10 protein-coding genes are annotated in these 11,986 nt (G+C 69.0%); 5 read left to right on the forward strand and 5 right to left on the reverse strand.

Translation table 11 applies throughout. The annotated features are described in order from the left end of the window. Nucleotides 1-121: 121 nt before the first annotated feature. Both IZR01_RS43140 and IZR01_RS43145 read right to left on the reverse strand, forming a co-directional pair. Nucleotides 122-1,654, reverse strand: coding sequence for a protein kinase domain-containing protein (locus tag IZR01_RS43140; RefSeq protein ID WP_194927204.1), 1,533 nt, complete (start codon nt 1,652-1,654; stop codon nt 122-124). 176 nt (nt 1,655-1,830) lie between these two features. Next, the gene (locus tag IZR01_RS43145) at nt 1,831-2,289 is read right to left on the reverse strand and encodes an SPW repeat protein (protein WP_194927205.1); all 459 of its coding nucleotides are present in this window, start codon (nt 2,287-2,289) and stop codon (nt 1,831-1,833) included. Nucleotides 2,290-2,454: 165 nt separating this feature from the next. On the opposite strand from IZR01_RS43145, the gene IZR01_RS43150 reads away from it, so the two are divergent. From IZR01_RS43150 to IZR01_RS43170, 5 genes are all read left to right on the forward strand, one after another. Next, nucleotides 2,455-2,733, forward strand: coding sequence for a hypothetical protein (locus tag IZR01_RS43150; protein ID WP_194927206.1), 279 nt, complete (start codon nt 2,455-2,457; stop codon nt 2,731-2,733). Between the two features lie 477 nt (nt 2,734-3,210). After that, nucleotides 3,211-6,036: a YfhO family protein gene (locus IZR01_RS43155; protein ID WP_194927207.1), complete on the forward strand. Its 2,826-nt coding sequence runs from the start codon at nt 3,211-3,213 to the stop codon at nt 6,034-6,036. Nucleotides 6,037-6,179: 143 nt separating this feature from the next. Next, a complete protein-coding gene (locus tag IZR01_RS43160; RefSeq protein ID WP_194898814.1) occupies nt 6,180-7,100 on the forward strand; it encodes a glycosyltransferase family 2 protein in 921 nt (306 codons plus the stop codon). Then, nucleotides 7,097-8,056 (forward strand): glycosyltransferase family 2 protein, encoded by a 960-nt coding sequence (locus IZR01_RS43165; RefSeq protein WP_323747263.1) that lies wholly within the window; start codon nt 7,097-7,099, stop codon nt 8,054-8,056. The genes IZR01_RS43160 and IZR01_RS43165 overlap by 4 nt, the downstream gene beginning before the upstream one ends. Before the next feature lie 245 nt (nt 8,057-8,301). Then, on the forward strand, nt 8,302-9,717 hold the full coding sequence (locus IZR01_RS43170) for an SGNH/GDSL hydrolase family protein (RefSeq protein ID WP_228561236.1): 1,416 nt from the start codon (nt 8,302-8,304) through the stop codon (nt 9,715-9,717). 25 nt (nt 9,718-9,742) lie between these two features. On the opposite strand, the gene IZR01_RS43175 is transcribed toward IZR01_RS43170, so the two are convergent. From IZR01_RS43175 to IZR01_RS43185, 3 genes are all read right to left on the reverse strand, one after another. Continuing rightward, on the reverse strand, nt 9,743-10,375 hold the full coding sequence (locus IZR01_RS43175; protein WP_194899992.1) for an MBL fold metallo-hydrolase: 633 nt from the start codon (nt 10,373-10,375) through the stop codon (nt 9,743-9,745). Beyond that, the gene (locus tag IZR01_RS43180; RefSeq protein WP_194927208.1) at nt 10,375-11,460 is read right to left on the reverse strand and encodes an S-(hydroxymethyl)mycothiol dehydrogenase; all 1,086 of its coding nucleotides are present in this window, start codon (nt 11,458-11,460) and stop codon (nt 10,375-10,377) included. Before IZR01_RS43180 ends, IZR01_RS43175 begins: the two co-directional genes overlap by 1 nt. An 85-nt stretch (nt 11,461-11,545) precedes the next feature. Further along, nucleotides 11,546-11,749, reverse strand: coding sequence for a hypothetical protein (locus IZR01_RS43185; protein WP_194899994.1), 204 nt, complete (start codon nt 11,747-11,749; stop codon nt 11,546-11,548). Nucleotides 11,750-11,986: the final 237 nt, after the last annotated feature.

An 11,986-nucleotide genomic window follows, 5' to 3' on the forward strand; every position in this document is an offset into this window, starting at 1 on the left:
GAAATCTGCCGATTTCTCAACAACGCCTTTAAACCCCGTACACGACCGGCGGCCTCCGCACCCGACTCTCGTCCAACAGGTGACCACACCACCAACCCGGTGAACCAATCCGGCCACCGCACTAGCCCTCGATGACAACGGTGTGGCAAACCTTGTCGGCGAAGGTCTGGTTCTTGTCGTCCCAGAGCGGGGCGAAGTAGCCGAGGTAAAACGGCAGGCCGTCAATGATGTGAGCCATGTAGCGGAGAACGGCTAGGCCGAATCCGGTGTAGCCGCCATCGGCTTCGCGGACCACTCGGATGTGGACGAGGCGCTTGCCGATGGTCTGCCCGGTGGTGCCCTGTAGGTAGAGCTGCCATAGCGAGAAGCCGAAGATGAGCACCCCGGTGATCGCCAGCGCGGCCCACCCCGCGGAAGAGGGGCCGCTGACGGTGACCAAGCCGGTTTCCGGGTCGGTGGTGAATTTGATGGAGGCGAAGAAGAAGATGTAGCCGATGTAGCCGGGGAGCAGGCACACCCAGTCGATGAGGGTGGCACCGACGCGCTGTCCCCAGTGGGCGAAACGTACTGTGCCGGGCATCAACCCCATGCCCGGCATGTTCCACGGCTGCTGCGGCGGGAAGTACGGGCCTGGGGGATATGCCCCGGGCCACGTGCTCTGCACACCTGACCCGTAGCCGGGATGCCAGCCGGTCGGCTGGTTGTAGTAGCCGGGCTGCTGTGCGGTGGCCTGTGGTTGGCCCTGTTGCCGCTTGCCCCGTTGCCGCTGGCCCTGTTGCGGATAGCTCTGTTGCGGAATCGGCCCGGGCTGCGGTTGCGGCGTGGGCTCAGCGGCACCGCGTCCGAGCGTCGACAAATAGTCCGCGACCTGCGCGGCCGGCGGGCGCTGTGCGGGGTCTTTGGACAGCAGTTGGTTGATGAGCCCGGTGAGCGGACCGGCCTGCCGCGGCAGCGGCGTGGGTTGGTTGAGGATCGCGGTGAACAGCGGGTAGACGGGCGGACTGGTGAAGGGCAATCCGCCCTCGACCGCGGCGTACAGCAGCACTCCAAGCGACCACAGGTCCGAGGCGGGCCCTATGTCCAGGCTCTGAACCTGCTCCGGCGACATGTAATGCGGCGTGCCGATGACGGCGCCCACCGAGGTCTGGCGCACGGTCTCATCCATGACCCGGGCTATGCCGAAGTCGGTGAGTACCACCCGCGTCCCGGCCAGCAGGACGTTGTCGGGTTTGAGATCCCGATGCACGATCTGCCGCTCATGGGCGTGGGCCAACGCCGAGGCGATCTGCGTCCCGATCCGAGCCGCCTGTTCCCAGGGCAGCCGGCCGGCGCGGTTGAGCAGGCTGTCGAGGGACTCGCCGACGACGAGCTCCATCACGATCCACGGGACGTCGTCCTCATGCACCACGTCGTGCACCGTGATCACGTTGGGATGGCCCAGCCGGGCCGCGGAGCGCGCTTCCTTCTCCATGCGCGTGACGTAGCTTTCGCGTTCCTCCGGGGAGAGCCTCGCAGGCAGCGCGATCTCCTTCACCGCCACCTCGCGGCCGAGTTGTCCGTCCATCGCGCGCCAGACCCGGCCCATGCCCCCTTGACCGATCTGGTCGACCAGTCGATACCGCTCGCCGATTACGTACCCGACCTCACCCGTCATACCCGCAAGGCTAGCGAAGCCATCAGGCTACTGAGTCGCGAATGAACTGGCCTTCGCTACCGGGTTTTCCCTGCACGAATCGGCCGCCGAGTCCGCTCCCGGTAGTGCGATGGGAACGGTCTCGGCGGCCGGCTGTCCTCCCTCAGCGTGTACCTCGGTTCTGTCTCCGTCCCGCTTCAGCGCCGGGCGCGGCTGGCGCCCATCGTGAATCCCTGCATTGCCAAGCCGAGCAGGACTGCCACGGCGCCGATGCAGAGGTTGTTCCAGATGATCGCCTTCGGGGCGCTGTGGCCCTGGGTCACCACCCAGGGGGAGATGATCATCCAGACGCCGATGGGGACGGCGATCCAGCCGAGACGGTACAGACGCTCGGGCTGCAAGGCCAGGCCGAAGCCGAACGCGGCCATCGACAGGCCGATCACCAGGTTGTTCACCGTCACGTCGGGGTTGGCCGCGTGGAAGTGGACCACCCACGGGGACACTGCCATGTACAGCCCCAACAGGATGACGAGTCCGTCCAGCGTGCTGGCGCTGGGCCCCTCGACGACCCTGGCGAATCTCTGCCGCATCTCCATCGCGTCTGGATGCGTGGTGATGTCCGAAGCTGAAGCATGCCGTGGTGCGGTCTCGGACATGGCTCTCACTTCCCTTCCCGATTCCGGAATCGAGCTCTTTGCACCCAGTATCCCCTTTTGTCCCTGCGTTCTGAAGGGGTTCGGGAGTATCGTTGGCACCGTCCGCAGCACTCGCCCGGCGGCGCTGGCAGGTGCCGATCTGCGGAAAGGGCGAGGGGGCGGCACGTGACGGAGACACCCGCGAGTACGCCGGACGCTGCCGCCAAGCGCTCCGCGGCAGTCGTCCTCGGCGGCTGTTGCCTGGGTGTCCTGCTCGTCCTGATCGGCATCACCGTCGGCCGCCAACACGGCCGCCCGCCGACCTCACCGTCGACTCTGGACCGCGTCACCGGTGTCGGCGGGGTGTGGTTCCTCGCCTTCGGTCTGGCACTGCTGCCGGCCCAAGGCCTGTGGGGACAGCGCAGCCGGCCCGCCCCGACCAAAACCCGGCCGCCTGCAACCTAACGGCGCTCAGGAACGTCTTATTAAGCAGGCCCGGTACTCCTGGCGAGCCGGGGCCCGATCGCTGTCGCACCGCCGACAACCTGCGGCGACGTCAAGGCGACGTCAATCAGCATCCCGATAGGCCACCCCATGCCGGACCCCTTATATCGCTAGAAAACCCCCGATTCATGTGATGGTCGCCTATTCCGGGGCCGGCTTTGCCGACCGCCCCGGCTTTACGTATTCCTAAGATTCGCTGGCTACGGTCGTCCGCGTTTCGGGTGTCGCTACAGGGGCGCACCCCTTCTGCATCGGACGGGTATGGCGGCCAGCAGTGAACCGACCAGCGAAGAGTCAGGCGCCTCGACCGCGGTCGCGACCACGCCACTGAAAACCCCACAAGCAGCCGCCCCGACGCCACTGGAAACCCTAAAAAGGCTTACACCGGCTCGACTGAAAGCCCCGAAACAATGGCGGCGGCCGCGTGCGCTGAGCGTCGTGGCGGTACTCGGGGTCCTGCTCTTCGCGCTGTGGGGAATCGGCGGCCCGCTGGTCGGAAGCTCGACGCTGGCGCCGACCGACGAGCTGGTCACTCAGGGGCCGTGGGTCAGCGACGGCTTTGTCGGCACCGTCCCGTCGAATACCTATCTGGACGACACCTACACCTCCCAGCTCCCCAGCGAGATGCTGTTCAAGCAGCAGCTGGACCACGGCAAAGTCGCGCAATGGAATCCTTACGGCGCGGCCGGAAGCGCTTTGGGCGCGATTCCCGACTACGCGCTCTACTCGCCGTTGTCGGTGCCTTTCTATGTGATGCCGAGTTGGCTCGCCCCGGCTTATGAAAGACTTCTGGAAATCGTCTGCTCGGTCGGTGGCGCATTCCTGTTCCTGCGCCGGGTGTCCCTGTCCCGGCCCTCCGCGCTCCTGGGCGGCATCGTCTTCGCCGGCAGCGGGTTCATGGTGGCCTGGCTGGGGTTCCCGCAGACCAGGGTGGCCTCGTTCATCCCCGCGCTGTTCTGGGTCGTCGAGCGCTTCATCCAGCAGCGCCGGGCCAGGGACGCGGCACTGGCCGCGCTGCCGGTGGCGGCCCTGCTGCTGGGCGGCTTCCCGTCGGTCGCCGGCTACGCCCTGCTGACCGCCGCGGCCTACGCACTGGTCCGGCTGGTCGGCGAGCATCGCGAGGACCTGCGCCGACTGCTGCGCCCGGTGCTGTACCTGGGCGGTTCACTGGCCGCGGGGGTCGGCCTGGCCCTGTTCCAGCTGATCCCGTTCCTCACGTTCTACAAGTCCTGGATGGTCGTGAACCGGGACCAGACCTCGGCGGACACCCTGCCCTTCGCCAGCGTCCTGACCTCGATCTCGCCCTGGCCGTTCGGCACGGTCGACGCCCACGACCCGGTCCAGTTCGTGCTGGACCGCAACATGGTCGAGGCCGTCTCCTACATCGGCGCGGCGGCCGTGGTCCTCATCCTGGTGACCGTCGCGATGCCGCGCCGCAGCCGGGCCACGCTGCCCACCGGCGCCTGGGTGTTCATCACGGCGGCCACGGCGGCCTGGGCCGAGCTGATCTACCTCGGCGGGCCGCCGCTGGCCGGGGCGCAGAAGCTGCCGGTGCTGCGCTCGCTGTTCGAGCAGAACTTCGTCGGCCGGGCCCGGAGCATCCTGGGCTTCCTGCTCGCGGTGCTGGTCGCCGTCGGCTTCGAACTGCTGCTGCGGGCCCGGCAACAGCGGGAACAGCAGGCGAAGACCTGGTCCCGGCGTCAGCTGTGGGCCGGGGCGGTGGTCGCCGGCGGTGCCGGGTCCGGGATCGCCATGGCCTACCACGGCCGCGGCACGATGCGGGAAGCCGCGAAGGCCAGCGGCCAGAGCGTCGAGAAGGCGCTCAGCCTCTACCACACCGAGATCTTGTACGCGGCGGGCATCATCGCGGTCGCGATCGCGTGCGTCGCGGCGCTCTTCGTCGCCGCCCACCCGAAGATCGGCAACCGCGAGGGCGCCCGCTACGTCCGCTTCGGCGCCGCCGGCACGCTGATAGTGCTAGCCGCCGTCCAGGGCGCGCAGTTCATGCGCGGCTACTATCCGCACTCCCCCAAGTCGACGTTCTTCCCGGTCACCGACACCCACACCTTCCTAGCCGACAACCTCGGCGACGAGCGCTACGCCTCGGCCGGCGGCGCGGCGATCATGTTCGGCACCAGCACCGCGTACGACCTGCGCTCGGTGAACGGCCACACGTTCCTGAACGCCAACCTCGCCACGATGCTCCAAGGCGTGCCGGACGGCGCCATCCCCTACACGACCTACGTCGACTTCAAGCCCGGCGACCTGTTGCAGGCCACCAGTACCGTGCTGGACCGGCTGGGCACCAAGTACTGGGTCGCGGGCCCCGGCGACACTATCTTCGGCACCGTGAACACCGCGCCCCGCAGCGGCACCACACAGCTGATCCCGGGTAAGCCGGTCACCGTGCCGCTGCTTTCCGGCCCGGTCCGCGGCATCCAGCTCACGCCGCGGGGCGCGATACCGGCCGACATCGCCGCCCTGGCCGACGACACGACGATCGAGGTGGCCGTCCACGACCCGAGCGGCAGGCAGATAGCCCAGGTGAGCCGGTTGACCGGGATCCAGTCCGGCGTCCCGTTCCCGATCGCGCTGGCCGCCGATTCGGTCCCGGCCGGCACCCCGCTGACCGCGACGATCACCCTGCACGCCACTGCCCCGCTCACCGTGGACGCGGACGCCGGGCTCCCGGCCGTGGACACCGTCACCGACGCCGCCGACGGTCTGCGCGTGGTGTATTCCGGCTCGACGGTGATCTACCAGCGGCTGAACGCCCTGCCCCGGATCCGGTGGGCGTCGCAGAGTACTGTCGTCCCCGCGCCGGACCAGCGGGTGTCGATGCTGGCCTCCGGGACACTGCCGGACGACACGGTCGTGCTGTCCGATCCGGGACCGGCCGGGTCCGGGCAGCCGGCCACGGTCCAGGTGTCCGACGACGGCACGGACTCGATCACGACCGATGTCGACGCCCACGGCGCCGGCTACCTGGTGGTCGCCGACGCCGACCAGGTCGGCTGGCAGGCCACCGTCGACGGGCACCGCGCCGACCTGGTGCCGGCCGACGAGGGCCTGGTCGCGGTGAACGTGCCGGCCGGCCGGCACACGGTGACGGTGCACTACGACCTGCCGCGGCAGACGGCGGCCACGGCGGTGTCCGGGGTCGTCGCGCTCGGCCTGCTGGCCGTGCCGGCCGGCGAGTGGTGGCTCGGCCGCCGGCGCCGACGCCGGCGGCGATCGGCGGATCCGCCCGCGGCCGAGGCTTGATCAGTGCCCTGATCGGTACTAATGGGAAACGGGTACTGATGGGAGACCCGTGCTGACGGGAAGCGCGTGCTGATGGCCGACCCGGCGGAGCGAGCAAGAACATCGGGTGTTTCACAAGGAAAGGTGTGTCTGTCATGTCTGTCATGACCACAGGAACGATCACGGAGCAGGCCGACATCGTGCCGCACGTCAGTGTGGTTCTGCCTTGTTACAACGAGGAGGCGCACGTCCTGCTGGAGATCCAGCGGATCTGCGCCGCGCTGGACTCCGCGGGATACCCGTACGAGGTGCTCGCCGTCGACGACGCCTCGACCGACGGGACCTTGGAGGTGCTGCGCAAGGCCGAGATCGAGTACCCGAGCGTCAAGGTGGTCGCGTTCTCGCGGAACGGCGGCGCGGGGACTGTGCGCCGGATCGGGTCGACGATGGCCCGGGGCGACATCGTGGTGTGGACCGACGCCGACATGTCCTATCCGAACGAGCGGATCCCCGAACTGGTGGAGATGCTCGATTTCGACGCCGACATCGACCAGGTCGTGGGTGCCCGCAAGGCGGAGATGGGTTCGCACCGGCTGCTGCGGATACCGGCGAAGTGGGTCATCCGCAAGATCGCGGAGAAGCTGACCAACCAGAAGATCCCGGACCTGAACTCGGGTTTGCGCGCTATGCGGCGTGAGGTCGCAAAGCCGTATCTGCGGTTGCTGCCGCCCGGGTTCTCGTGCGTCACCACGATCACGTTGGCGTTCATGTCCAACCAGAAGAACGTGGTCTACATCCCGATCGACTACGCGAAGCGGGCCGGGAAGTCCAAGTTCAAGTTCGTGAAGGACGCCTACCGCTACATCCTGCAAGTCCTTCGGATGGTCATGTACTTCAACCCGCTGAAGGTCCTGATGCCGCCGGCGTTGTGGCTAGTCGGGATCGGCGCGGTGAAGGCGGTGTTCGACCTGGTGGTGCACCCGTTCCGGTTCGCGCAGAACACGGCTCTGCTGATTCTCAGTGGTCTGATCATCGCCTCCATGGCGCTGCTCGCCGACCTCATCGTGCGATCGCGGCCCGAGTGACCGAGGAACCGGTGCCCCGGTACCGCCCCGCCCCACCGCCCCGGATCGACACCCGGATCGACATAGTGATGCCGTACTACGGCGACGTGCCGATGATGCAGGGCGCGGTGCGCAGCGTGCTGGCCCAGACCGATCCGCGCTGGCGGCTGACGGTGATCGACGACGGGCAGGAGCCCGGGGTCCCGGAGTGGTTCGCGGAACTCAGCGCCGGGGAGCCCCGGGTGCGTTACGACCGCAACGAACGCAATCTGGGCATCACGCGCAATTTCCAGAAGAGCCTGGGCACGGCCGACGCCGAGTTCGTCGTGATGATCGGCTGCGACGACGAGCTGCTGCCGGACTACGTCGCGACGGTGCTGGCGATCTATGACGCCCATCCCGAGGTCGCCATGGCCCAGCCCGGGGTCCAGGTCATCGACGCCGCCGGCGCCGTGGTCACGCCGCTGGTCGACCGGATGAAGCGGAACGTGTTCGCGCCCCGCGTCCGGGGCGTGCAGGTGATGGAGGGCGAGAAGCTGGCGGCCTCGCTGCTGCGCGGCAACTGGATGTACTTCCCGGCGATCTGCTGGCGGACCGAGGCGATCCAGGCCGTCGGGTTCGACCCGGCGTTCACCGTCGTGCAGGACCTGAACGTGACGCTGTCACTGATCAAGGCCGGGGAGAAGCTGGCGCTGTCGGACCACGTCAGCTTCCGCTACCGGCGGCACCCGGCCAGCCAGTCCTCGACGCAGGCCACCGACGGCACGCGTTTCCACGAGGAGCGCGACTTCTTCCTGGCCGAGGCGGACCGGATGAAGACGATGGGCTGGAACCGCGCCTCCCGCGCCGGACGCCGGCATCTGGCGTCCCGACTGCATGCCGCGGCCCTGACGCCGTCGGCCGCCCGGCGCGGGGACGTGGCCGGGCTGGGGCGGCTGGCCGGCTTCGCGCTGCTGCCGGCGCGCAGGCGGGACTGATGGCGGCTTACGGCTTACCGCTGACAACTGGCGGCTGGCTGTGGCTGTGGCTGTGGCTGTGGCTGTGGCTGACGACATGAAAGCAGTTGAGACTGCCGGCGGCTGAAAACGTGTGGCCGCCTATGGAATGGTGGCGGGGCGATGACGTTGAACCTTCATGTCGCCGCCACCAGGCGGCGACCGGTGTGGTCTTCGACTCGGAGCGACCACCGTGACAGCCGCAAATACAAGGGTATGCCTCTGCTATGTCCCTCGTCCGGAACGCGACATCAGCCGATTCGCACTCGACGCCCACCGCGTGGCGCCGATGGGCGCTGCGCGCTCTGGTTCCGTTCGCGGCGCTGTTCCTGCTGCTCGCGGCGTTGTGGATGGCGGTGCGCATCACCCCGCTGCAATCGGTGACCGGGGCCGGCCAGACCGTCGAGGTCGGGGCCGCCGCCCCGGGCCTGGGCTTCTCCGGCCCGGGCGAGATGGACCTGTTCGGCCAGACCATCTCCACCCAGCCGCACTTCCCGGGGCCGGTCCGCCCCCGGCTGCGGCTCACCCACATCACCGCCAACGCCGAACTGGAACAGCTCCTCGGCTCCGGCGACCACAACAGCGTGGGCCTGCTGGGCCGTCAGCTCTCCGAGGGCTGGCTGCGCTACGCGCTGTGGGAGGGCGCGGTGTCGGCGGGCATCGTCATCGTGGCCCTGGCCGCCGTCACCGGCCTGCGCCGCTACTCGCTGCGCCGCACCGCGGCCGTACTGCTCAGCGGCACCGTGGCGATGACCGCCGTCAACCTCATCGGCTTCGGCCTGCTCGCCTCCGGCACCCCCGCGGCCCTGCGCCAGGTGCACTCCCTGTCCGACCTCGTCGGCCGCAGCTCCGGCTACCCGGTGGCCCCGGCCGACGGCCCCACCCTGGGCACGATCCAGGCCGTCGTCATGGGCGATTCCACGGCGGCCGGCATCGGCAACCGCCCGGTGACCGGCGCCGACCCCCTCGACAAGGCCTGCGGCCGCAGCGCCGACGCCTTCGCCGAACAACTGGCCGAGGTCAACAACTGGAACGTCCTGAACCTCGCCTGCTCCGGCGCGACCGTCCGCACCGGCCTGCTCGACGCCCAGCCCGCGGGCCCCCTGTCCGCCCCGCCCCAGATCGCCCAGCTCCAGCGCGCGCCCGACGCCCGCGTGGTGATCGTCAGCATCGGCGCCGACGACCTGCACTGGGCCGACCTGACCCGGTTCTGCGCCGCCAGCCCCGACTGCGACGACCGCGCCACCGACGCCTACTTCCAGCAGCAGACCGCCGCGTTCGTCCTGGACTACCGGGAACTGCTGACCCAGCTCGCGGCACTGCCCAACCACCCGATGGTGATCGTCAACCAGTACTACGACCCCTTCGGCCCGGACACATCCTGCCTGGCGGCCGAGGACGTGGACGGCTCCAAGGCCACGACCCTGCAAGGCCGGCTGGACCAGCTGAACAACGCGCTGAAGCAGGGCGCTGACGCAGCGGGCTTCACGTCCGTGCGGCCGTCGTTCTCGGGCCACGCGCTGTGCAGCGCGGAGCCGTTCGTGCAGGGGCCGAAGGACCGCGCGCCGCTGCACCCCAATGCGGCTGGCGAGTTGGCTATCGCGCTGGCTGATCAGCAGGCGCTGTCTAAGGCTGGGAAGTAGGACCGCCGGTGCGGCGGGCGGGCCCTTAGAGCCCGCGCTCGCGCTCAGCCCCGACAGTCGTGTCCTCACCGTGTCCGGTGTGAACGACCGTCTCGTCAGGCAGCACGAACAGCTTGGCCTTGATCGACGCCTCAAGAGTCGGACGGTCGCTGTAAGAACGCCCTGTCGCCCCGGGACCGCCGTGGAACAGGGTGTCGCCGGTAAAGACACAGCCGAGTTCAGGTGCGTATAGACAGACACCCCCAGGCGCATGCCCGGGCGTGTGCAGCACCCGCAACGTGACGCCACCGACGACGAACGTCTGCCCGTCGCTCAGGTCGACATCCCAGAGCGTCGCCTCCGCGTCCTCCGGCCCGCCGTGCACCAGCTCCCACAGCGGGCGATCCGCGGGGTGCAGCAGAATCGGCGCGCCGATCCGCTCCCGCAACTCCGGCGCCACGCGGACGTGGTCATCATGCGCATGCGTGCACACGATCGCCTTGACCAGCCGCTCCCCCACTACCGCGAGGATCCCGTCCACCGAGTGCGGGGCGTCGATGACCACGCACTCGCGCTCATCGCCGACCACCCACACGTTGTTCTCGACCTCGAACGTCTCGCCGTCCAGGGTGAACGTCCCGGATGTGACACCGTGATCGACGCGCGCCGCCGCCCCCATCAGAGAATCACCACCGACCGCAGGACCTCGCCGTGCCGCATCCGCTCGAACGCCGCCTCGATGTCGGTCAGCGCGATCTCCTCGCTCACGAAGGCGTCGAGGTCGAGCTTGCCGCGCTGGTAGAGGTCGACGAGGACCGGGAAGTCGCGGCTGGGCAGGCAGTCGCCGTACCAGCTGGACTTCAGGGCGCCGCCGCGGCCGAAGACGTCGATCAGCGGCAGGTCCGGGACGCGCATCTGCGGGGTGGGGACGCCGACCAGGACCACGGTGCCAGCCAGGTCGCGGGCGTAGAAGGCCTGCTTCCAGGTCTCGGGGCGGCCGACGGCCTCGATCACCACGTCCGCCCCGAAGCCGCCGGTCAGCTCCTGGATGGCGGCGACCGGGTCGGTGGCCGAGGAGTCGACGGTGTGGGTGGCGCCGAGCCGGGTGGCGGTGGCGAGCTTCTTGGCGTCGATGTCCACGGCGATGATCGGGTCCGCGCCGGCCAGCGCCGAGCCGGCGACAGCCGCCACGCCCACGCCGCCGCAGCCGATCACCGCGACCGACTTGCCGCGGGTGACGCCGCCGGTGTTGACGGCCGCGCCGATGCCGGCCATCACCCCGCAGCCGAGCAGCCCGACCGCGGCCGGGCGCGCACTGGGGTCGACCTTCGTGCACTGCCCCGCGGCCACCAGCGTCTTCTCGGCGAACGCGCCGATGCCCAGCGCCGGGGTCAGCTCGGTGCCGTCCTCCAGCGTCATCTTCTGTGTGGCGTTGTGCGTGGCGAAGCAGTACCAGGGCTCCCCGCGCCGGCAGGCACGGCACTGGCCGCACACCGCGCGCCAGTTCAGGATGACGAAGTCACCGGGCGCCACCTCGGTGACGCCGGGACCGACCGCCTCGACGACGCCCGAGGCCTCGTGCCCCAGCAGGAACGGGAACTCGTCGTTGATCCCGCCCTCCCGGTAGTGCAGGTCGGTGTGGCACACGCCGCAGGCCTGCACCTTCACCACGGCCTCGCCGGGACCCGGATCCGGCACGGTGATCGTCACGATCTCGACCGGCGCGCCCTCGGTCCGCGCGATGACCGCCTTCACCTGCTGCATAACACTCCTTCGTGGGTCGCCTGCCCGGCCAGGACGACGCCATATGCGCCGGCAGCACAGCGCGCCGCCCTGACTGAAGCATGCCCTACAACGATCGCGACGGCCCCTCGAACCGCCGGACCATTTCGGTCGCCACGCGAATCCTGTCGTGGACGTTCTCAGGGTTCCGCTTCGCGATGAACTCCAGAATCGCCACATCGTGGAACCGAGTTCCCTTGCCGAGTGCTTCGGCGTCCATCAGAGCACTGACCCGATCCCCGACGAGCAGCACGTTGCTGGCAGAAGACAAGGAAGACTCCCATGACAAGAATGCCCTCGGCCGGACAGCACGAGGACGCGATCGATGTCATCTCGGCCGCGATCCGACGCGGCCGGGCAGTTTCACGCCACGGCAGGGACCCTAGTGCGGTGGCCGGATTGGTTCACCGGGTTGGTGGTGTGGTCACCTGTTGGACGAGAGTCGGGTGCGGAGGCCGCCGGTCGTGTACGGGGTTTAAAGGCGTTGTTGAGAAATCGGCAGATTTCG

Origin of the sequence: Catenulispora pinisilvae, from assembly GCF_015356865.1 — a bacterium.
GTDB lineage: Bacteria > Actinomycetota > Actinomycetes > Streptomycetales > Catenulisporaceae > Catenulispora > Catenulispora pinisilvae.

Bases quoted from the DNA above. Each gene is read 5' to 3' on its own strand.
- IZR01_RS43140 (WP_194927204.1), bottom strand. From the start codon at position 1,654: ATGACGGGTGAGGTCGGGTACGTAATCGGCGAGCGGTATCGACTGGTC.
- IZR01_RS43145 (WP_194927205.1), bottom strand. From the start codon at position 2,289: ATGTCCGAGACCGCACCACGGCATGCTTCAGCTTCGGACATCACCACG.
- IZR01_RS43180 (WP_194927208.1), bottom strand. From the start codon at position 11,460: ATGCAGCAGGTGAAGGCGGTCATCGCGCGGACCGAGGGCGCGCCGGTC.
- IZR01_RS43170 (WP_228561236.1), top strand. From the start codon at position 8,302: ATGTCCCTCGTCCGGAACGCGACATCAGCCGATTCGCACTCGACGCCC.
- IZR01_RS43160 (WP_194898814.1), top strand. From the start codon at position 6,180: ATGACCACAGGAACGATCACGGAGCAGGCCGACATCGTGCCGCACGTC.
- IZR01_RS43175 (WP_194899992.1), bottom strand. From the start codon at position 10,375: ATGGGGGCGGCGGCGCGCGTCGATCACGGTGTCACATCCGGGACGTTC.